Here is a 21,348-nt window from a genome sequence, read left to right as displayed (position 1 = left end):
CGGCTGACGGGCGCCCCACCACAGCAGCGGAAACGCGGTTTTCCGGGTGCTATAGCCGCGCCAGCCGCTCGGTCAGCAGATCGAAGAACCCGGCCCGGTCCACGTCGCGCATGAACAGCGCATTTGGGGCCCGGTCGGTCACGCCCCACCAATCGGCGACGGTCATGCCGAGCGTATAGCGGCCCTCGGTCTCGATCTCGACATTGATCCTGCGCCCCGAGAAAAGCCCGGGCCGGATCAGCCATGCGATCGTGCAGGGATCGTGCAGGGGCGCGCCCTCGGCGCCGTATTTCGCCCGGTCATAGCGTTCGAAAAAGCCGGTCCAGGACACCACGGCGCGGGCGACCGGGGTATCTATCGCCGCCATCCGGTCCAGCCAGTCCTGGCTGGTCAGTGCGCGGTGGGTCACGTCAAGCGGCATCACCACCAGATCGACCCCCGCATCGAAAACGATCTGCGCGGCCTCGGGGTCGACATAGATGTTGAATTCGGCGGCCGGGGTGACGTTGCCGACCTCGAAATAGGCTCCGCCCATCAACACGATCTGCCGCACGCGGGGGATGATGTCGGGGGCGCGCTGAAATGCCGCGGCGATATTGGTCAGCGGCCCGATCGGGACCAGCGTGATGCTGCCCTCGGGTTCGCGCCGCAGCGTGTCGATGATGAAATCTACCGCATGACCTTGGGCCAGAGGCATCGTCGGCGCGGGCAGTTCGATACCGTCCAGACCGGTTTCGCCATGCACATATTCGGCCGTGGTCAGCGGCCGGAACAAGGGCGCATCGCAACCGGCATAGATCGGCAGATCGGGCCGCCCGGCGAGTTCGCAGATCTTCTGGGCGTTTCGCACGGTATGGGCAAGCGGCACGTTACCGGCCACGACGGTCAGGGCCAGAACCTCGATCTCGGGGCTCGCCAACGCCAGCAGGATCGCGACCGCATCATCCTGCCCGGGGTCTGTATCTATGATGACGCGGGTTTTTTCCACCGGATCCGTCCTTTTCAGCCCATGGCCCGGATGCTGCCCCAGCGGCGCGGGCTTGTCCACGGGCCCGTCGCGGAAAGCCGTCGCGGAAAGCAGTCGTGGAAAGCAGCCGGTAGGGGCCGGCTGGCAAAGGGTTGACGATATGGTCAACTCGTCGCATTGGCGCGGCCGCCAAAACCGTATAAGGTCCCTTGACGAAAAGAGGTGCCAATGATCGCAGAACTGGGCCATTTCGCGTTGATCCTCGCGCTGGCTGTGGCGTTGTTCCAGACCGTCGTGCCATTCGTGGGCGCGCAGTTGAACGATTCCCGCTGGATGGAGACGGCGCGCCCCGCCGCCGTCGCGCAATTCGGGCTGATCGGGCTGGCGTTCGCGGCCCTGACCCACGCATTCGTGACCTCGGATTTTTCGGTCGCGCTGGTCTATCAGAACAGCCACACCGCCAAGCCGCTGCTTTACAAGTTCACCGGCGTCTGGGGGAACCACGAAGGTTCGATGCTGCTTTGGGTGCTGATCCTTTCGCTGTTCGGCGCGGCCGCGGCGGTGTTCGGAACCAACCTGCCGCCACGTCTGCGGGCGCGGGTCCTTGCGATTCAGGGGGCGATCGGGGTGGCGTTCCTGGCCTTCATCCTGCTGACCTCGAACCCGTTCATCCGGCTGGTTGACGCGCCGTTCAACGGGCAGGATCTGAACCCGCTGTTGCAGGACCCCGGGCTCGCCTTTCACCCGCCGTTTCTTTATCTCGGCTATGTCGGGCTGAGCATGGCGTTTTCCTTTGCCGTCGCCGCCCTGATCGAGGGCCGGGTCGATGCCGCTTGGGGGCGCTGGGTGCGGCCGTGGACGCTGACGGCATGGATGTTTCTGACCATCGGCATCGCCATGGGGTCGTGGTGGGCCTATTACGAACTCGGCTGGGGCGGTTTCTGGTTCTGGGATCCGGTCGAGAACGCCAGCTTCATGCCGTGGCTTCTGACCACCGCGCTTTTGCATTCTGCGATCGTGGTCGAAAAGCGCGAGGCGCTGAAAAGTTGGACCATATTGCTGGCCATACTTGGTTTCGGCTTTTCGCTGATGGGCACGTTCATCGTGCGGTCGGGGGTGCTGACCTCGGTCCATTCCTTCGCCAACGATCCCAAACGCGGCATCTTCATTCTGGGCATCCTCGCCGTTTTCGTCGGCGGTGCGCTGACGCTTTATGCGGCGCGCGCAAGCACCATGCAGGCGCGCGGATTGTTCCAGCCGGTCAGCCGCGAAGGCGCGCTGATCCTGAACAACGTCGCACTTGCCGTATCGGCCTTTGTGGTTTTCATCGGGACCGTCTGGCCCCTGGTCGCGGAAATGATCTGGGGCCGCACGCTTTCGGTGGGTGAGCCGTTTTTCAACAAGGCCTTCCCGCCCTTCATGATCGCGCTGGCGCTGATCCTGCCGATCGGGGTGATCCTGCCATGGAAGCGCGGCAAGCTTTCGCGCGTCATCCGCCCGTTGCGCCCGGCCATGATCTTTACCGCGGCGGTTGGGGTTCTGGTCTATGCGGTTTCCACCGGCAATTCGGCGCTGGCGGTGATCGGCGCCGGTCTGGGAAGCTGGCTTGTCGCGGGCTCGGTCGTCGATCTTTGGCAGCGCACCGGCTCGGGCGGGTTTTCGCGGCTCAGCCGCCTGCCGCGCGCCGATTGGGGCCGGGTTCTGGCCCATGGCGGCCTTGGCGTAACCTTCATCGGTATCTCGCTGATGCTGGCGTGGCAGGTCGAGGATATCCGGGTCGCGAAAGAGGGCGATTCCTTCGACGTCGCCGGCTATAGCCTGACGCTTGCCAAGGTCGATAAGATCGAGGGCCCGAACTATATCTCGCAGACGGCGACCATCGAGGTCGCAAAGGACGGGCGTCCGCTGGCCACGCTGTACCCGGAAAAGCGGATCTATCCGGTGCAGGGCATGCCAACGACCGAGGCGGCGATCCTGAACGGCGTATGGCGCGACATCTATCTGGTGATCGGCGACCCGCAGGCGGACGGTGGCTGGGCGGTGCGCAGCTATGTCAAACCGTTCGCGAACTGGATCTGGGCCGGGGCGCTGCTGATGGCGCTTGGCGGGTTGACCAGCCTGAGCGACCGGCGCTATCGCGTCGCCGCCGGGGCGGCGCGGCGCAGCCGTGCGCAGATGGCGCCGGCGGAATGAAGGCGCTTTGCCTGCTGTTCTGCCTGTGCGTGCTGCTGGCGTTTCCGGCGGGCGCGGTGCAGCCCGATGAGGTGCTGGCCGATCCGGCGCTGGAGGCGCGGGCGCGCGACATCTCGAAACTGCTGCGCTGTCCGGTCTGTCAGGGCGAAACCATCGACGAATCGAGCGCCCCGGTCGCCCGCGACCTGCGGCTTTACGTCCGAGAGCGGCTGACGGCGGGGGACAGCGATCAGGCGGTCATTCAGGCGGTGACCGACCGGTTCGGCGAATTCGTCCTGTTCCAGCCCCGCGCGCGCGGGATCAACCTGATCCTGTGGCTCGCCGGGCCGATCATGGCAGTTCTGGGCGTGCTGCTGGCCATCGTCTATCTGCGCGGCCGCCGCCCCGATCGTGCAAGGCCAGAGCCGCGCGGCCCGCCTTTAAGCGCCGAGGAAAAGGCGCGGCTTGGCGAAATCATGCGCGACTGACGTGGTGTCGCGCTTGGTTGCCGCGTTTGGGCGGCCTAACATCGCGGTGATTTCAGCATGGAAACCGCAATGCAAACCATCACCCGCACGCTGGCAAACGGCATCGCCACCATCACCCTGAACCGGCCCGAGGTCATGAATGCGCTGAACAGCGCCATGCGTGCCGAACTGGCCGAGGTTCTGGCGAACCCGGGCGAGGGCGCGCGGGTCGTCGTGCTGACCGGCACAGGCCGGGCGTTCTGCTCGGGGCAGGATCTGACCGACGCAAGCGCGGGTCTGGACGTCGAGGGCACGCTGCGGCGCGAATATGAACCGATGCTGCGGGCGCTGGTGAACTGTCCCGCGCCGGTTATCGCGGCGGTGAACGGCGTCGCGGCCGGCGCGGGGGCCAATCTGGCGCTTTTGGCCGATGTGGTGATCGCCGCCGAAAGCGCCAGTTTCGTGCAGGCGTTCACCCGTATCGGGCTGATACCGGACGCGGGTGGCACCTGGATGATCCCCCGGCTGATCGGTCAGGCGCGTGCCATGGGGGCGATGCTGTTTGCCGATCCGATCACCGCCCGGCAGGCGGCCGACTGGGGGATGATCTATGAAGCCGTCCCTGACGATGCCTTCGTGACCCGGGTGGCGGCGCGCGCGGATGCGCTGGCACAAGGGCCGACCCGGTCCTATCTGAACATCCGCAAGGCGCTGCGGGCATCCGCGACCAATGATCTTGACGCGCAACTGGCGCTTGAGGCGCGGTTGCAGGGCGAATGTGGCAACAGCAAGGATTTCGCCGAGGGTGTCGCCGCATTTCTGGGCAAGCGCCGGCCGCAATTCACCGGCAGTTAGGCCGGGCCGCGGCTCAGGCGATCTGCCGAAAGCGGGGCTCGGGCCCGCTGTTGTCGAAAAACGGCACGGTCGGCGGCGCTGCCACCCGGGTGCCGCCGGTCAACAGGCGCCCGACCTCGGCCAGCACCACATCGGTGATGAAAGGCAAATCCAACGCCCGGGCCTGATCCAGCGGCACCCAATGCAGATGCGAAAGCTCATCGCAGGCCCGCGAGAAATCATCCGGATCGCAGCTTAGCGCCTCGGCCTCGACCAGAAAGAACCGTGCGTCGAAACGGCGCGAGCGACCCGGCGGCGTGATCGCGCGAAAAATGAAATGCAGCGCCGAGGCGTCCGGCAACAGCCCGGCCTGCGCATAGGCCGCGATCCCCGAGCCGCTGCCCGCGCGCCCGATCACCAGCCCGGTTTCCTCGGACAGTTCGCGCAGCGCGGCCGTCGCCAGCGCATGGGCCGAGGCGTCGGAGTGCGGGAACTGCGCAAGCCGCGCGTCGCTTTTGGCGTCGATGCCCCCGGCAAGCGTTTCACCGGCATCGGTTGCGTCGACCGCACCGCCCGGAAAAACGTATTTCGAGGGCATGAAGGCGGCCTTTTCGCCCCGCATGCCCATCAGGACCGCCGGACCTGCGGGCATCCGACGCAGAACGATGACCGTGGCCGCGTCGCGGATCGGGGCGGGATCGGGGGCGTTATCGTTGGGCATTCAGAACTCCGGCGGCCATTTATCAGGCGCAGCGAAGATCATGCGGGTTCTGGGAAAAAGCGCAACCCGACGGCGGGGCAGGATCGGGCGCGTGATGGCGCCACCTGTCAGCGGCGCCCCCGAGCAAATGCCACAAAGATCAGTCGCGCGCCCGTGCCGGCGACGCGGCATGTTCGAACCCGTGCATGCGGCGCGCCCATTGCAGCCCGACCATGGCGCCCTTGACCCGGGGCAGAAGCAAAAGCGACAGCGCCACGGCGGCAAAGCTGAAGCCAAGCAGCATGGTGACCGGATCCGGACGCCATGCGATGAACACCGCCAGAATCGCCGGGCCGAGCAGATGCGAGACGAACAGAACCGTCAGATAGGCCGGACCGTCGTCGGCGCGCTGGTGATGCAGTTCCTCGCCGCAGGCGGGACAACTGTCGACCACCTTGAGATAGCGGTAAAGGATCTTGCCGTCCCCGCATGAGGGGCAGCGGCCGCGCCAGCCGCGCAGCATCGCCCGCCCGGTCGAGCGCTCGGCATTATCCTGAACGGCGGTGTCGGCGGGCATGGCGGTGGCAGTTTCGATAGCGTCGGCCATTTTCTTTCCCCGGCTGATGCGTGAGGCCGCCAATGGCGGTCGGCGATGACCCCGAAATAGAACGTCGGCCCGGCCGAATCAACCGGGCGCTACCGAATGTCGCAGGCCGGCGGACCGAATGTCGCATTCCGGCGGAATGATGCGCGTTTTGCTCCCCTCGCGCGGACGCGGCGGGTGTTTGCACTAATTCCGGCCGAGGTTCGCGCGTCATTGCCCGCCCATTACGCCGAACACCCCGCTATCGGCGGCACCGCGCGCCCGGGTGGTCAGAGCGCAAGCTGTTCATGCTGTGCCGGCTGCCAACCCGGATCGGCCATGCAGACCCGGTCACGCCCGCCGGCCTTGGCGCCCAGCAAGGCCCGGTCCGAGATCGCCATCGCGATCTGGGTCAGCTGTGCCGGGGTATCGCGCAGGTAACCCGCCGACGCTCCGGGCAGATGCGCAAGACCGATCGACACCGTGACGGACAGCGGCACCGCATCATGGGCGCCGGGCTGGGACGCGACATGGATCGGACGCTCACCCACGCAAGTCCGCAGCCGCTCGGCACAGAGCCATGCATCCTGCGCCGTCTTGTCCGGCAGCGCGATCAGGAATTCCTCGCCCCCGATCCGCGACAAGAGATCGCCGGGCAGCGTCGCCTCGCGCAGCCGGCCCGAGACGATGCGCAGAACCTCGTCCCCCGCGGGGTGGCCGAAACGGTCGTTGATGGATTTGAACCGGTCGATGTCCAGCGTCAGCACCGCCACGCCCCGGCAGCCGGGCCCGGTCGCACCCAGCATGCGTTCAAGCGCCGGCAGGGCATGGCGGCGGTTATACAGCCCGGTCAGCGGGTCGGTGACGGCCAGCACCCGGGTCGCCGCGGTTTCCCGGCGGCGGCGGTCGGCGCGGCGTTTGTGCGCGACCTGCGCGCGAATCCGCAGCGCCGTCTCTTGTGCGTCGGTGGCCGACATATGAACGGGGATAACGTCGCCTGCGCCAAGATCGAAGGCGATCGCCGCCATTTCGACCTGATCGGGCAAAAGCGCCACGACATAGACCGAGTCGCGCGAGCCCCGCCGCGCCCGCAATTCCGACATCAGGCGCAACCCGTCGCCCCGCCGCTCAAGATCCGCGGCGATCAGATACAGATCGGGGACATTACCGAGGCTTGCCTGCGTAAGCGCCGATTCCGCATCGTAAATCCGCATCCGGGCGTTTAACGGGCCTTGAAGCGCGTGCCGCCACGACATCGCCTGCCCGGGCGAGGCGGCAACCAGCGCAATCTCTCCGTCCGTCTGCTTGGGAAGGAAGGCGGCGGCGGTTTCCGCCAGCCCGGAAAGCTGATCCCCCGCCGATGAACCGCCGGCGGGGAAGGGTAAGTGGCGCATGTCGCCGTCATCCGCCGACATGTCCCGCAGGATGCTGCGCACCCGGGCCATCAGAAGCATGCCGTCCAGCGGGCGGCTGAGGACGTCGGCGGCACCGGCCTGAAGGGCCAATACCCTCGCGTCCTGCTCGGCGATCAGGATCACCGGAATCGCCGCTGTCTCGGGGTCGCGGCGCAGGCGTTTGCAGAGCGCGATCCCCGATTCGTCGGGCATACCCGCATCAAGGATGATCATGTCCGGCTGCAGCAGCCGCGCGAGCCGCATGGTCTCGACCCCCGTCGCGGCCAGCACCGTATCATAACAGGCGGAAGCCAGCTTGACCTTCAGCGTGATGCGGTTGGTCGAGACACCGTCGGCGATCAAGATCTTGCCGGTCATGGCCGCCATCACTCCTCTTTACAGCCCGGAAGCACAGGGGCATCCTTGCGCAAAAGGGTTAACAAACCGTTTCCGCTTTGCCGTTGCGGCGGTTTATCGAAAGGAAAACCGTGCCGAAAGAAGCCGAAGCCGCCCGTGATCTGGCCATGCAGGCGTTTTTGCGGATCGCGGCGGATCCCGAAATGGTGCAGAGTTTCATGGCCTCGACCGGCACCGATCCGGTCGGGCTGCGGGCGATGGCGGGGCGGCCGGGTTTCGCGCTGTTCGTGCTCGATTTCATCGCCGAACAGGATGATCGCATGGTGGAAATGGCGCGAATGCTGGAGATCCGGCCGGAAAGCATCGCCCGGGCGCGGGTCATTCTTGATCCCGCAAGCCGTGGCGAGTTCGCCTGATCATTAAAATACCACCTAATTTCCACAAGCTTAAGGCGAGTTCTTAGCGCATCTTTAACCCGCATGTGTTGTGTTGCACCACAGAGGCCTTGGGGAAAATGATGCATCGTTTCGTGATCCGCTCGATCGAGCTTTTTCTGACCGAAACTTATGGCATGGGTTTTTGGCGGCAGGTGGTGGCACTTGTCGGGTTGGGGGATTTCGGCGCGTTTGAGAACTGCCCTCAGGACAAGGTTGCCGGGGTTCTGGCGACGGCTGCGGAAAATCTGGGCAAATCGGTCGACGAATTGACCGAGGATATCGGCGCCTGGCTGGTCCAGATGGAAGCCTTGCGTCGGTTGTTGCGGTTTTCCGGCCCGGATTATCGCGATTTCGTCCTGTCGCTGAACGAATTCCGCGGCCGCTGCCACCTAATCCTGCCCGAGATGGAGGTGCCCGATTTCTCCGTCTGGCAGGAGGGTGAGCGGCTGTCGGTCAGTGTCGATCCCGGGCGGGACGCCGCGATCCATGACCTGTGGCGGTCGCTGGTGGCGGGGGGGCTGCGTGCGATCGCCGATGATTATGGTGCGCTGGCGCTGATCGAGACTAATCCGCAAGGGATCATCGAGGTGACGATACTGTCGACGGATTTCGCCGAGGGCAGGGATTTTGTTCTATCCGCGGGTCTTTCGGCGGCCGCCGTCAGAAGCGGGGCGGGAAGGGTGGACGGTAATGCAGAACACTGAAGCGTCGTCGGCGGGCTGGACGCTCGAGGATTTGCTGCACCGGATGATGCCGATGCATCTGTTGGTCGACGGCAGCGGGCTGATCCGCTCGGCCGGGCGCACGATGGCGCGCATGGGCATCACCGCCGGGCAGTCGCGCCTGTTCGATGCTTTCGAACCCGCACAGTCGCGGGGGCGGTCGGGGACCCAGCCGGATATCGCTGAACTCGCGAGCGGTCGGCGGCTGTTCCTGCGCCAGAAGGAGGCGCCGCATCTGACCATCCGGGGCCATGGCGCGCCGGTTCCCGGGACCGAAACCGGCGTCTTGCTGAATTTCGGCTTTGGTGTCGCGCTGCCCGAGGCGGTGGTGGCTTTGGGCATGACCGACGAAGACAGCGTTCCATCGGACCTGTGTATGGAAATGCTGTTTCTGCAAGAGGCCAATAACGCGGTGCGGGCCGAGCTGACCAATACCAGCGTCCGGTTGGAAGAGGCGCGGTTGCAGGCCGAACGACAGGCGTTCACCGATCCGATGACCGGGCTTTACAACCGTCGCGGGCTGGAGGTGGCGCTGTCGATGCTGGTGCGGCGTATGGACGGCGTGGCTCAGGCGCCTGAATTCGTCATCGCCCATCTCGACCTCGACCGGTTCAAAGAGGTCAACGACACCGGCGGCCATCTGATCGGCGACGCGGTTCTGTGCGCCGTCGCCGAAAGATTGCGCGCGCAGATGCGGGCGCGGGACACGGTGGCGCGGGTCGGTGGCGACGAATTCGTCATGCTGATTTCGGAAAGCCTCGACGATGCGGCGCTGGACCGGCTCGGCCGGCGCATGATCACCCGAATCGAGGAGCCGATCGAGGTCGCCGGCCGGGAATGGAAGGTTTCGGCCAGCATCGGCATGGCCCGCCCCGAAAGGGGTGGCCGGCAGACCTATGACGCGTTGATCCGGCGCGCCGACAAGGCGCTTTATCTGGCCAAGCAGAACGGCCGCGGGCGCACCGAGATTTATAGCGAGATTCTCGAGGAACCGGGGCCGCAAATATCCGTCCCGACCCATCAGGCACCGGGGCACGCCGCTGCCCTTGGGAATGGGGCCGGTCCGGAAATATCCGGCGGTGCCGTCCCAAATCCATAAGGTTCGAACCCAAATCCATAAGGTTCGGTCTTTTCGCTTTCCCGGCAGTCGCTTAGACAGGACTGATGAGACAGGGCTTTCCCATCGCCACGCCGGGGCTTCGGGTCGGATTGCTGGGCGGATCGTTCGATCCCGCCCATGAAGGCCATATCCACATCAGTGAATATGCGCTTTCGCGTTTCGGGCTCGATCGGGTCTGGTGGCTGGTCAGCCCGGGAAACCCGCTGAAGCCCCACGGACCGGCGCCTTTGGACCAGCGCATATCCTTCGCCGACGAACTGGTGCAGGATCCGCGCATTGTGGTGACGGGGTTGGAAACGACGCTGGGCACGCGGATGACCGTCGACACGCTGCGGCGATTGACCGCGCTTTATCCCGGGGTCAGGTTCGTCTGGCTGATGGGCTCTGACAATCTGGCGCAATTCTCGCAATGGGACGAATGGCGCGCAATCGCGGATCTGGTGCCGATCGGCGTGATCGCGCGGCCGGGGTCGCGCCTGTCGGCGAAATTCTCGGTCGCGGCGCGGGTGCTTGCGCGCTATCGCCTGCCGGAATCGCGGGCAAGCGCGCTTGCCTCGACGCCGCCACCGGCGTGGGTGATGATCGACGTGCCGCTCAATTATCTGTCAAGTTCGGCGATACGAGCCGCCCGGCGCGCAAAGACGGCACGGCGCCGCCGCAAGAACGCCGGTGCCACGCCGGAATGACGCAGGGGATCAGGCGCGCCGCATGGCGATCGCCACGCATGGAACGCGATGTTCACCCGTCTGCGACTTGACCTTCGCGCGGAATGCTGGCTATCGGCGGGAAATCATGACGACGAACACGCAAATACTGATACCCCGCCGCGCGATCCTTGCCGGACTTGGCGCGCTTCCGTTTCTGCCGCGCCGGCTGTCGGCCGAGGCCGCGCTGGCCGCCACCCCGCCCAGTTTCGGCGATCTCGCCGCCGATGCGCCGAAGGACGCCGAACTCGCCGCGGTTTTTCGCGATCTGAATACCGGCGATCTGCTCGCGTCGCGGAACGGCCAGCTTGCGCTGCCGCCGGCCAGCACGCTGAAGATCGTCACCGCGCTTTTCGCGTTGCAGCGGCTTGGCCCCGACTATCGTTTCGTGACGCGCGTCATGCAATCGGGCGACCGGCTGATCCTGGCCGGCGGCGGCGATCCGGCGCTTGATACCGATGCGCTGGCCGATATGGCGCGGCGGCTGGCGGCGACGAAACCGGGCGTGCCGCAGCGTTTCGCGGTCTGGGGTGGCGCATTGCCGCGGATTGACCAGATCGCGCCGGGGCAGGCCGAATATCTGCCCTATAATCCGACCATCTCGGGGATGATCCTGAACTTCAACCGCGTGCATCTGGAGTGGCGGCGGCAGGACAAGGGTGGATATTCCCTGTCCTTGCAGGCGCGCGCCCGGTCTCAATCGCCGCGCGCCTATACGGTGACCGCCGTCACCCGCGCCGGCACCCGGCCGCTGATGACCCATCAGATCAAGGACGGCAAGGAAATCTGGTCGATCGCGCAGGGCGCGCTGGGGCGGAACGGCAGCCGCTGGCTTCCCATCCGCCAGCCCGAGCTTTACGCGGGCGACGTTTTTCAGACGCTGTGCCGCGCGCAGGGTCTGGTCCTGCCGGCACCCGAGGTGATCGCCGATCTGCCCGATGATGCCCGCGAACTGACCCGCATCGAAAGCCCGCCCCTGCGCGATATTCTGCGCGACATGATGGAATTTTCCACCAACCTGACCGCCGAGGTGGTCGGGCTTGCTGCCAGCGGGGCGCAAAGCATTCCGGCATCGGCAGAGGTCATGCGCGACTGGCTTTCATCGACGGGCGTGGCCGGAGAGATGTATTTCCACGATCATTCCGGTCTTTCACCCCAGAACCGCATTTCCGCCGAAACCCTGGTCGAGGTGATGAGCGGTCCGGGTCGCGCGGCGGGGTTGCGCGACCTGATGAAGCATATTCCGGTGCTGGATGAACGCGGAAAACGCATCGCCAGCCCGGTGCGGATAGACGCCAAAACCGGCACGCTCAATTTCGTGTCGAACCTTGCCGGCTATGCCGAGGGCGGCGACGGCCGCATCCTTGTGTTTGCGATCTTCTGCGCCGACCCCGAAAAACGCGCCCGAAGCGAGGGGCAGGAGCTGCCGGCGGGCATGATAAGCTGGGTCAAGCGGGCCAAATCGCTGCAGCAGCGGCTGATCCTGTCGCAGGCGGGATAAGGCGCCTGAGGCGAACCCGGCCCTAAAGCAGGCGATGGCGGGCGCGGGCCGAAAGCTCGATCGCGGCCGCATGCAGCCGGTCGATCTCGAACTGATCGCGGATTTCGGCCAGCATCTGCAACTCGGCGTCGGCCAGCTTGCCATTCGCGGCGGCCACGTCGCAGGCCAGCGCATAGGCAGTATCATAAAGCCGCTCGGGCAGCGATTCGCGGACCAGACCGAAAAGCGCGTCAAGACCGTCCTCTTCTTCGAAAAGGGCGATCACGGTCTGGGAAATCGCGCGGATCCGGTCCGCATCGTAATTGGCGAAAACCGGCGCGTGATCGACCATGCGTTCGATCGCGACCAGTTCCGAGGTCGGCATCGTGCTGTCGGATGCCGAAACGGCCACCATGACCGCAACCAGCGCGTCAGGGGCAGAAAAGGATGGCAGATCGGTGGTCACGCTGAGGGTTTCCTTTATCAAGCGACACCCCCTGATTATTGACCATTTGTCACGGTTTCAATACGGGGAACCGCGACGGGTCGCATGACGCGCGGGAAAAGGGATTGATACATGGCACAGCTTGGTGACGCGGCAAGGACATCGAAGGCATGGCCTTTCGAGGAGGCGCGGCGGGTGCTGAAACGCTATGAGAAGGCGCCGCCGGAAAAGGGCTATGTCCTGTTCGAGACCGGCTATGGCCCCTCGGGGCTGCCGCATCTCGGGACTTTCGGTGAGGTCGCGCGCACCACGATGGTCCAGCGCGCCTTCGAGGAAATCAGCGATATTCCCACCAAGCTGGTGGTGTTCTCGGACGATCTGGACGGCATGCGCAAGGTGCCGGACAACGTGCCCAACACCGATATGCTGCGCGAACATCTGCAAGAGCCGCTGACCACCGTGCCCGATCCGTTCGGCGAATACCCGAGCTTTGGCGCCCATAACAACGCCATGCTGCGGCGGTTTCTGGACACGTTCGGGTTCAAGTACGAATTCGTCAGCGCCACGGATTTCTATCGCTCGGGCCAGTTCGACGAGACCCTGCTGCGCGCGGCCGAGCGTTACGACGCGATCATGGAGGTGATGCTGGCCAGCTTGCGCGAAGAACGGCAGCAGACCTATTCCTGCTTCCTGCCGATCAGTCCGAAATCCGGCCGGGTGCTGTATGTGCCGATCAAGCATGTCGATGCGAAGAACGGCACGATCACCTTCGACGACGAGGGCGAGGAAACCACGCTTCCGGTCACCGGCGGCAATGTGAAACTGCAATGGAAGCCCGATTTTGGTGCCCGCTGGGCGGCGCTGGACGTCGATTTCGAGATGTACGGCAAGGATCACAGCACCAACACGCCGATCTATGACCGCATCTGCGAGATCCTTGGCGGCCGCAAGCCCGAGCATTTCACCTATGAGCTGTTCCTTGACCAGCATGGCCAGAAGATCAGCAAATCCAAGGGAAACGGGCTGTCGATCGACGAATGGCTGACCTATGCCGCGACCGAAAGCCTGTCCTATTTCATGTTCCTGAAGCCAAAGACGGCGAAGCGGATGCATTTCGACGTGATCCCGAAAGCCGTCGATGAATATCATCAGCAGCTTCGCGCCTTCCCCGGCCAGACTCCGGATCAGCAGGCCGCGAACCCGGTCTGGCACATCCATGGCGGCGAGGTCCCCCCGTCACACATGGTCGTGCCGTTCTCGATGCTGTTGAACCTTGCCTCGGTGGCGGGCGCCAAGGACAAGGACGGGCTGTGGGGCTTTATCCGCCGCTATGCCCCCGACGCCAGCCCCGAGACGCATCCCGATCTGGATGCGGCGGCGGGCTATGCGGTGCGCTATTTCAACGATTTCGTCGCCCCGACGCGGCAGTTCCGCCTGCCGGACGAACGCGAACGTCGCGCGATGGAGGATCTGGCCGCGCGGCTGGCGGCGTGGCAAGGCCCGGCCGATCCCGAGACCTTGCAGACCATGGTTTTCGCGATCGGGACCGAGCACGGGTTCGACCCCCTGCGCGACTGGTTCGGGGCGCTTTATCAGGTGCTTCTGGGCGCCGATCAGGGGCCGCGTTTTGGTGGTTTCATAGCACTTTACGGCGTTGATGAGACCCGGGCGCTGATCGAAAAAGCCCTGGCGGGCGATCTGGTCAAGGCCGCCTGAGGCAGCGCCGGACCGGCTTGCGTTGCGCCGAAACCGCGGCGCAACGCACGCTGCGCTCAGGCTTTGTTAACCATCCCCGGACAGATTGCCTCGTGAATGCGCGGGCAGGTCCCGTAGCAGGGCCTTGATAATCTGAAGGGGAAATAAATGAATATCGCGATCACGCAGGGCGTCGCGCTGATGCCGCCGCGCTTTTCCGCCGGGCTTGCCACCTGGTCGCGCAGCGATGGCACGCCCAGCAGCCCGAACTGGGCCAATGTCAGCACCGCCGCCGTGGTTCCGGCGGATCAGGATTTCGGCACCTGTCTGGAACTGACCAAGACCGAGGATCTGTGCCGCATCCGCTATAAGGGCAACACCCCGATCCGGCCCGGCGTCTATCTGCGCATCAGCGCCCGGATCAAGGCGATCGCCGGGCCGCTTGCCTCGGTCCGCGTCGGCTCGTGGGCGGGCACCAACGCCGGCGCGCGTGTCGGCGGCCTCGCCGAGACCGGCGCGATGACGCCGTTGCCCGGTTATGGCGAAGTGGTCGAGGTTTCGGCCATCGTCGGCGCCGGCAACCGTGGCGGCGTCGATCTGGTCTGGGGGACCGCGCCCGACATCGGCCATTTCGGCATCGACCTTCTGGGCGCGAATGGCGGCACGGTGCGCATCGAATCCATCCGCATCGAGGATGTGACCGACGCCTTCCTGCGCGACATGATGGATTGGGTCGACGTGCGCGATTTCGGCGCCAAGGGCAACGGGGTATCGGACGACCGTGAGGCCTTCGCCGCCGCCGACGCGGCCGCGCGGGGGCGTTCCATCGTGGTGCCGGCGGGGGTTTATGCGATCAACGCGGACCTGACCATCCAGTCGCCGATCCGCTTCGAGGGCAAGCTCAAGATGCCGGTCGCTGCCCGGCTGGCGTTGATGAAGAACTTCGATTTCCCGACCTATGAGGCCGCCTTCGGCAATGACACCGAGGCGCTGAAGAAGGGCGTGCAGGCGCTGCTTGGCTATACCGACCACAACGTCTTTGATCTGGGCGGCCGGCAGATCACGCTGACCGAGCCGATCAACCTGCGCGCGGTGGCGCCGGATCTGTCGACCTATGTCAACCGCCGCATGATCGCCAATGGCCAGATCAACGTCGTCGCGGGGGCGGCGTGGAACACGACGGCGGTCAACTCGACGGCGACCTACAGCAAGGCGCAGCCGACGCTTCTGACCAGGGTGGTCAACGCCGCCGCGATCGAGCCGGGCAGCCTCGTGACCGGCGCCGGTGTGGGGCGCGAGATCTATGTCAGCTCGGTCGATGTGGCGGGGCAGAAGCTCGTCCTGTCGCAGCCGCTTTACGGCGAGGCGGGAAGCCGCAATTTCGGCTTTACCCGGTTCCGCTATGCCTTTGACTTTTCGGGCATGTCCAAGGTCGAACGGTTCGGCTTCGACAATGTGGAATTCCTGTTGAACGGCATCGCGAGCGGTTGGCTGCTGCCGCCGGGCGGCCAGGAAAACTTCATGCGCGACTGCCACGTGAACAAGCCCCGCGACCGGGGGATTTCCTCGCCCGGGCAGGGGTGTCAGGATCTGGTGGTCGACCGCTGTCAGTTCATGTCGAACGAGATGGCCGAACTGGCCCAAAACCGTTCCTCGATCGCGATCAACGTGAATGCCAATGACGCGAAGATCCGCTCCAGCCGGTTCATCCGCTTCCGGCATTTTCTGGTCGCGGGCGGCAACGGCCATCTGATCGTCGGCAACCACTGGTTCCAGGGCGATGAGGCGACGAATGCGGTGCGCGTGGCCGGCGTGGTCTTTACCGAGGTCAACCCGCGCGCCGCCCTGACCGGCAACTATATCGACAATTCGACCATCGAATGGACGAACGAACATGTCGCCGAGCCCGACCTTGGCACCGGCTTTTCGTTCAGCGGCCTGACGATCACCGGCAACCATTTCGTGGCGATCAACGTGGCGCCGTGGTTCCGCTGGTTCTCGATCAAGCCCTACGGGAACGGCCATTTCATTCAGGGCCTGACGGTGACCAGCAACGTGTTCCGGGCGCTGAACAGCACCGTCGACCGGATCGAAAGGGTCGATACGACATTCGCCGACCTGAACTATGGCCGGATGCGCAACATCGACTTTTCGGGCAATGTGTTCAACGGCGTGACGCAATTCGTGTCGAACCCGGTGCGTTACACCCATGTCCAAAGCACGGCTCAGCCGGTGTGGGTGGTCAACGCCTCGGATTTCCTGCCGTTCGGCGGCTGGGCCCGCAACGTCGACGCGATCGTGGCCGATGGCGCGGTCACCAATGCCTCGGGCGGCAGGGTCACGGAAATGCCCTTTGTCACCACCGAACAGGGCAGCCAGAAAAAGGAAATCCGCATCAACTATTCTCAGGCCGCCAAAGGGCGCATGAACGTCCTGTTGCGGATGGATACGGCGAACTGAACCGTCGGGCAGCAACGACAAGAACCGCCCCGGCCGCCAGCATCAGGCGGCCGGGGTTTTCAGCATGTCCGCCGGGTCCATCTGATAAGCCCGGCCAAAGCCCGCGATCATCAGACCCGATGTCGGCATCAGCCGCCAGAAATGGAAATCGGGCAGGTTGATGTAGACCGTGGCCTTTGGGTTCAGCCGCAGCCAATCCGCTTTCAGCGCCGGGTCCTGAAAGGCATGGAAACTGCCCGAAACGGTAAGCCGGGGATGGGTCATCGGATCACCCTTCGCGCCGGGCTCACCCAGCAGCAGCGATCCCCGCGGATCGGCGCGCAGCGCGCGGCAATGCGTCGACAGCTCCGACAAAAGCGCGACCGGCCGGCCATTCCGGTCGGCCATCACCGCCACCCGCGCAAGAACAGGCATCCCGTCGGCCCCAAGGCAGCCCAGAACGCCAGAGCGCGCCTCGCTTAGAATCTGCCGGGCGAGCAGGCGCGCATTCTCGTCAACGGCTTGTAGTGGTCCAGGCAAATCGGTCATTTTTTTGCTTACACTTCACGCGATCCCGTGTTTACTTAAACGTGAGGAGCGAAATGGGGGTCCGGTTTTCGCTTCAACGCGATAGCGGCGGCGACCCTCATGAAACAGGGGGAATTCATGTCCGAGGAAGCCACCACAACACATCCCATTCCGGCGGGGTTCGAGAACGCCCATGCGACGCCGGAAAGCTACAAGCGGATGTATGCTGAATCAATCTCGGATCCGAATGGCTTCTGGGGGCGCGAAGGCAAGCGGCTTGACTGGATCACGCCTTACACCAAGGTCAAGGACACCGATTTCACCACGGGTCAGGTCTCGATCAAATGGTATGAGGACGGGGTTCTGAACGTCTGCGTGAACTGCGTCGACCGGCATCTGCCGGAACGCGCCGATCAGGTCGCGATCATCTGGGAACCCGATGACCCCGCAACGCCCGCCCGCCAGATCACCTATGCCGAGTTGTCGGACAAGGTGAACCGGATGGCCAATGTCCTGCTGTCACAGGGTGTGATGCGCGGCGACCGGGTGGTGATCTATCTGCCGATGATCCCCGAGGCCGCCTATGCGATGCTGGCCTGCGCGCGGATCGGCGCCATCCATTCCATCGTGTTCGCCGGTTTTTCCCCTGATGCGCTGGCCAACCGGATCAATGACAGCGGCGCCAAGGTGGTGATCACCGCCGACACCGCGCCGCGCGGCGGCCGGCGCACGGCGCTGAAATCGAATGCGGACAAGGCGCTTCTGCATGCCTCGGACAAGGTGCGCTGCCTTGTCGTCAAGCACACCGGCGACCAGACCACCTGGGTCGAGGGGCGCGATGTCGACGTGCTGGCGCTTATGGAGCAGGTAAGCCCCGATTGCCCGCCGCGCCCGATGAATGCCGAGGATCCGCTGTTCATCCTGTATACCTCGGGCTCGACCGGCAAGCCGAAGGGCGTGGTGCACAGCTCGGGCGGCTATCTGACCTTTGCCGCGATGACCCATGAATATACCTTCGACTATCATGACGGCGATGTTTTCTGGTGCACGGCGGATGTGGGCTGGGTCACCGGGCACAGCTATATCGTTTACGGTCCGCTGGCGAACGGCGCCACGACGCTGATGTTCGAAGGCGTGCCGACCTGGCCCGACGCCGGCCGGTTCTGGGAGGTCTGCGACAAGCACAAGGTCACCCAGTTCTATACCGCGCCGACCGCGATCCGGGCGCTGATGGGGCAGGGGACCGAGTTCATCGAAAAGCACGACCTGTCCTCGCTGCGGCTTTTGGGCACGGTGGGCGAGCCGATCAACCCCGAGGCCTGGGTCTGGTATGACAAATACATCGGCAAGGGCAAATGTCCGATCGTCGACACCTGGTGGCAGACCGAGACCGGCGGCCATCTGATCACGCCCTTGCCGGGGGCGATCCCGACCAAGCCGGGTTCGGCCACGCTGCCGTTCTTTGGCATCAAGCCCGCCGTGCTGGTGCCCGAAACCGGCGCGCCGATCGAGGGCAACCCGGCCGAAGGCGTGCTGTGCATCGCCGATAGCTGGCCCGGGCAGATGCGCACCGTCTGGGGCGATCATCAGCGTTTCGAGGAAACCTATTTCCAGCAATACCCAGGCTATTACTTCACCGGCGACGGCTGCCGGCGGGACGAGGACGGCTATTACTGGATCACCGGCCGGGTCGACGACGTGCTGAACGTCTCGGGCCACCGCATGGGCACGGCCGAGGTCGAATCGGCATTGGTCGCCCACCCGAAGGTCGCCGAATCCGCCGTGGTGGGCTACCCGCATGAGGTGAAGGGGCAGGGGATATATGCCTATGTCACGCTGATGAACGGGGTCGAACCCAGCGAGGAGCTGCGCAAGGAGCTTGAGGCCTGGGTCCGCAACGAAATCGGCCCGATCGCCAAGCCGGACCTGATCCAATGGGCGCCGGGTCTGCCCAAGACCCGATCCGGCAAGATCATGCGGCGCATTCTGCGCAAGATCGCCGAAAACGATTATGGCGCGCTTGGCGACACCTCGACGCTGGCCGAGCCGGCGGTGGTCGAAGATCTGATCGAAAACCGAATGAATCGCGGCTGAAGATCGCGGACATCGCTGCCGGGCTTACCGCCACGAGGCCGGACAGCGGGAACAATGATGGCGGATCAGAAACCTGTCCGAATAGGGAGTAAGGGACATGAGTGATAGAAAATCGTCGTCTGCCTATTGGCAGGCGAACCTGCGCATAATCTGGATTTGCCTGATCATCTGGGCCCTTGTGTCCTTCGGCTTCGGCATTCTGCTGCGGCCGCTGATCGCGGGGATCAAGGTTGGCGGTTCCGATCTGGGGTTCTGGTTCGCCCAGCAGGGTTCCATCCTGATCTTCATCGTCCTGATTTTCGTCTATGCGGCCCGGATGAACGGTCTGGACCGCGAATATGACGTAGAAGAATAGGGGGCGGACCGATGGACCAATATACCCTGAACCTCGTCGTCATCGGGCTGTCCTTCGCGCTGTATATCGGCATCGCGATCTGGGCCAAGGCCGATACCACGTCCGAATTCTATGCCGCGAACCGGGGCATCAGCCCGGTGATGAACGGCATGGCGACGGCGGCCGACTGGATGTCGGCGGCCAGCTTCATCTCGATGGCCGGGCTGATCGCCTTCACCGGCTATGACAACTCGACCTATCTGATGGGCTGGACCGGCGGTTACGTGCTGCTGGCGCTGTTGCTGGCGCCCTATCTGCGCAAGTTCGGCAAGTTCACCGTCCCCGAATTCATCGGCGAGCGGTTCTATTCCCGCACCGCTCGGATCATCGGGGTCATCTGCCTTCTGGTGGTGTCGATCACCTATGTCATCGGCCAGATGGAGGGCGTGGGCATCACCTTCGCGCGCTATCTGGGCGTGACCAAGGAAACCGGGCTGTGGATCGGCGCTGCGGTGGTCTTTGCCTATGCGGTTCTGGGCGGCATGAAGGGCGTCACCTATACGCAGGTGGCGCAATATGTCGTGCTGATCATCGCCTATACCATCCCGGCGATCTTCATCTCGCTGCAACTGACCGGGAATTTCCTGCCGCAGCTCGGGCTGTTCGGAACCCATGCGGATTCGGGCGTGGCCTTCCTGGCCAAGCTGGATCAGGTGGTGACCGATCTGGGCTTCAACTCCTACACCGGTCATCACCGCTCGACGCTTGACATGGTGCTGTTCACGCTGGCGCTGATGATCGGAACGGCGGGGCTGCCGCATGTCATCATCCGCTTCTTCACCGTGCCGAAAGTGTCGGACGCGCGCAAATCGGCGGGCTGGGCGCTGGTGTTCATCGCGCTTCTGTACACCGTCGCGCCGGCTGTCGGCTCGATGGCGCGTTTCAACCTGACCGCGACCATGTGGCCCGGCGCCGCCACCGGCGAGACGTTCAGCCAGCCGGCGCTGGCGGTCAGCGACATCGACACCCGCCCCGATCTGCAATGGATGAAGAACTGGGAGACCACCGGCCTGCTGAAATGGGAGGACAAGAACGGCGACGGCCTGATCCAGTATTACAACGACAAGGCCACCGATGGCCCGGTGGTTGAAATGGCCGCCGCCCAGGGGCTTCAGGGCAATGAGCTGACCACGATCAGCAATGACATCATGGTTCTGGCCAACCCCGAGATCGCGAACCTTCCGGGCTGGGTCGTCGCCATCGTGGCAGCGGGCGGTCTGGCGGCGGCACTGTCGACCGCGGCGGGTCTGCTTCTGGCGATTTCGGGCGCGGTGTCGCACGATCTGGTCAAGGGCGCTTTCAACCCGAACATCAGCGAAAAGAACGAGCTGATGGCCGCCCGGATCTCCATGGCGATCTCGATCCTTGTCGCCACCCTGCTCGGGCTGCATCCGCCGGGCTTCGCGGCGCAGACGGTGGCGCTGGCCTTCGGACTTGCGGCGAGTTCGATCTTCCCGGTGCTGATGATGGGCATCTTCAGCAAGCGGGTGAACAGCGCCGGCGCGATCTGGGGGATGCTGGCGGGGATCCTGTCGACGCTGATCTATATCTTCACCTACAAGGGCTGGTTCTTCATCGCCGGCACCAACATGCTTGAAGATACCGCCGATCAGTGGCTGTTCGGCATTTCCCCGGCCTCGTTCGGGGTGATCGGCGCGGTGCTGAACTTCCTTGTCGCCTATCTGGTTTCGAACGCGACCGAAGAGCCGCCGGTCGAGGTGGTCGAACTGGTCGAATCGATCCGGGTGCCGCGCGGCGCAGGTGTGGCGACGCATCACTGACCGGCCCCCCGGGGAGTCTGACAAGACGAAAGCCG

19 protein-coding genes are annotated in these 21,348 nt (G+C 64.6%); 13 read left to right on the top strand and 6 right to left on the bottom strand.

Annotation, left to right across the window (positions count from 1 at the left end):
• Window positions 1-49: 49 nt before the first annotated feature.
• Window positions 50-988, bottom strand: coding sequence for a nucleoside hydrolase (locus ACFSCT_RS04930; RefSeq protein WP_379140589.1), 939 nt, complete (start codon window positions 986-988; stop codon window positions 50-52).
• A gap of 207 nt (window positions 989-1,195) precedes the next feature.
• On the opposite strand from ACFSCT_RS04930, the gene ACFSCT_RS04925 reads away from it, so the two are divergent.
• The 3 genes from ACFSCT_RS04925 to ACFSCT_RS04915 all read left to right on the top strand — a co-directional run bounded on the left by ACFSCT_RS04925 (window position 1,196) and on the right by ACFSCT_RS04915 (window position 4,461).
• On the top strand, window positions 1,196-3,160 hold the full coding sequence (locus ACFSCT_RS04925) for a heme lyase CcmF/NrfE family subunit (protein WP_379140587.1): 1,965 nt from the start codon (window positions 1,196-1,198) through the stop codon (window positions 3,158-3,160).
• Entirely contained in the window at window positions 3,157-3,627 is a 471-nt protein-coding gene (locus tag ACFSCT_RS04920; RefSeq protein ID WP_379140586.1) for a cytochrome c-type biogenesis protein, read from the top strand. The genes ACFSCT_RS04925 and ACFSCT_RS04920 overlap by 4 nt, the downstream gene beginning before the upstream one ends.
• A gap of 69 nt (window positions 3,628-3,696) precedes the next feature.
• On the top strand, window positions 3,697-4,461 hold the full coding sequence (locus ACFSCT_RS04915) for an enoyl-CoA hydratase-related protein (RefSeq protein WP_379140584.1): 765 nt from the start codon (window positions 3,697-3,699) through the stop codon (window positions 4,459-4,461).
• Window positions 4,462-4,474: 13 nt separating this feature from the next.
• Here ACFSCT_RS04915 and ACFSCT_RS04910 read toward each other — a convergent pair whose 3' ends face one another.
• The 3 genes from ACFSCT_RS04910 to ACFSCT_RS04900 form a co-directional block, all read right to left on the bottom strand.
• Complete coding sequence (locus ACFSCT_RS04910; RefSeq protein ID WP_379140582.1) at window positions 4,475-5,161, bottom strand: NUDIX hydrolase; 687 nt, start codon at window positions 5,159-5,161, stop codon at window positions 4,475-4,477.
• Window positions 5,162-5,300: 139 nt separating this feature from the next.
• The gene (locus tag ACFSCT_RS04905; protein ID WP_379140580.1) at window positions 5,301-5,747 is read right to left on the bottom strand and encodes a DUF983 domain-containing protein; all 447 of its coding nucleotides are present in this window, start codon (window positions 5,745-5,747) and stop codon (window positions 5,301-5,303) included.
• 266 nt (window positions 5,748-6,013) lie between these two features.
• The gene (locus ACFSCT_RS04900; RefSeq protein WP_379140579.1) at window positions 6,014-7,495 is read right to left on the bottom strand and encodes a diguanylate cyclase; all 1,482 of its coding nucleotides are present in this window, start codon (window positions 7,493-7,495) and stop codon (window positions 6,014-6,016) included.
• 110 nt (window positions 7,496-7,605) lie between these two features.
• Here ACFSCT_RS04900 and ACFSCT_RS04895 point away from each other — a divergent pair, with 110 nt between their 5' ends.
• From ACFSCT_RS04895 to dacB, 5 genes are all read left to right on the top strand, one after another.
• The gene (locus ACFSCT_RS04895) at window positions 7,606-7,890 is read left to right on the top strand and encodes a DUF3572 family protein (RefSeq protein WP_379140577.1); all 285 of its coding nucleotides are present in this window, start codon (window positions 7,606-7,608) and stop codon (window positions 7,888-7,890) included.
• Window positions 7,891-7,988: 98 nt separating this feature from the next.
• Window positions 7,989-8,615 (top strand): heme NO-binding domain-containing protein, encoded by a 627-nt coding sequence (locus tag ACFSCT_RS04890; protein ID WP_379140574.1) that lies wholly within the window; start codon window positions 7,989-7,991, stop codon window positions 8,613-8,615.
• The gene (locus ACFSCT_RS04885) at window positions 8,602-9,732 is read left to right on the top strand and encodes a GGDEF domain-containing protein (protein WP_379140572.1); all 1,131 of its coding nucleotides are present in this window, start codon (window positions 8,602-8,604) and stop codon (window positions 9,730-9,732) included. The genes ACFSCT_RS04890 and ACFSCT_RS04885 overlap by 14 nt, the downstream gene beginning before the upstream one ends.
• 65 nt (window positions 9,733-9,797) lie before the next feature.
• Window positions 9,798-10,439 carry a nicotinate-nucleotide adenylyltransferase gene (locus tag ACFSCT_RS04880; protein ID WP_379140569.1) on the top strand — a complete coding sequence of 214 codons (642 nt, stop codon included), beginning with the start codon at window positions 9,798-9,800 and terminating at the stop codon, window positions 10,437-10,439.
• Between the two features lie 106 nt (window positions 10,440-10,545).
• Complete coding sequence (dacB, locus tag ACFSCT_RS04875; protein WP_379140567.1) at window positions 10,546-11,958, top strand: D-alanyl-D-alanine carboxypeptidase/D-alanyl-D-alanine endopeptidase; 1,413 nt, start codon at window positions 10,546-10,548, stop codon at window positions 11,956-11,958.
• Between the two features lie 22 nt (window positions 11,959-11,980).
• Here the strand turns inward: dacB and ACFSCT_RS04870 are convergent, their stop codons facing one another.
• Window positions 11,981-12,352, bottom strand: coding sequence for a tellurite resistance TerB family protein (locus ACFSCT_RS04870; RefSeq protein ID WP_379140728.1), 372 nt, complete (start codon window positions 12,350-12,352; stop codon window positions 11,981-11,983).
• 162 nt (window positions 12,353-12,514) lie between these two features.
• Here ACFSCT_RS04870 and ACFSCT_RS04865 point away from each other — a divergent pair, with 162 nt between their 5' ends.
• Both ACFSCT_RS04865 and ACFSCT_RS04860 read left to right on the top strand, forming a co-directional pair.
• Complete coding sequence (locus tag ACFSCT_RS04865) at window positions 12,515-14,098, top strand: lysine--tRNA ligase (RefSeq protein WP_379140566.1); 1,584 nt, start codon at window positions 12,515-12,517, stop codon at window positions 14,096-14,098.
• Window positions 14,099-14,245: 147 nt separating this feature from the next.
• Complete coding sequence (locus tag ACFSCT_RS04860; protein ID WP_379140564.1) at window positions 14,246-16,537, top strand: glycosyl hydrolase family 28-related protein; 2,292 nt, start codon at window positions 14,246-14,248, stop codon at window positions 16,535-16,537.
• Between the two features lie 42 nt (window positions 16,538-16,579).
• Here ACFSCT_RS04860 and ACFSCT_RS04855 read toward each other — a convergent pair whose 3' ends face one another.
• Entirely contained in the window at window positions 16,580-17,065 is a 486-nt protein-coding gene (locus ACFSCT_RS04855) for a HugZ family pyridoxamine 5'-phosphate oxidase (protein WP_379140563.1), read from the bottom strand.
• 99 nt (window positions 17,066-17,164) lie between these two features.
• Here ACFSCT_RS04855 and acs point away from each other — a divergent pair, with 99 nt between their 5' ends.
• From acs to ACFSCT_RS04840, 3 genes are all read left to right on the top strand, one after another.
• Window positions 17,165-19,138 (top strand): acetate--CoA ligase, encoded by a 1,974-nt coding sequence (gene acs, locus ACFSCT_RS04850; RefSeq protein WP_379140561.1) that lies wholly within the window; start codon window positions 17,165-17,167, stop codon window positions 19,136-19,138.
• A gap of 97 nt (window positions 19,139-19,235) precedes the next feature.
• Window positions 19,236-19,493 (top strand): DUF4212 domain-containing protein, encoded by a 258-nt coding sequence (locus ACFSCT_RS04845; protein ID WP_379140559.1) that lies wholly within the window; start codon window positions 19,236-19,238, stop codon window positions 19,491-19,493.
• Window positions 19,494-19,504: 11 nt separating this feature from the next.
• Window positions 19,505-21,313 (top strand): sodium:solute symporter family protein, encoded by a 1,809-nt coding sequence (locus ACFSCT_RS04840; RefSeq protein WP_379140558.1) that lies wholly within the window; start codon window positions 19,505-19,507, stop codon window positions 21,311-21,313.
• The last annotated feature ends 35 nt before the right edge of the window (window positions 21,314-21,348 follow it).

This window comes from Paracoccus pacificus, from assembly GCF_042680785.1.
Classification (GTDB): domain Bacteria; phylum Pseudomonadota; class Alphaproteobacteria; order Rhodobacterales; family Rhodobacteraceae; genus Paracoccus; species Paracoccus pacificus.
The sequence above is the reverse complement of the archived record's forward strand: the minus strand, read 5'-3'. Positions and strand labels throughout refer to the sequence as shown.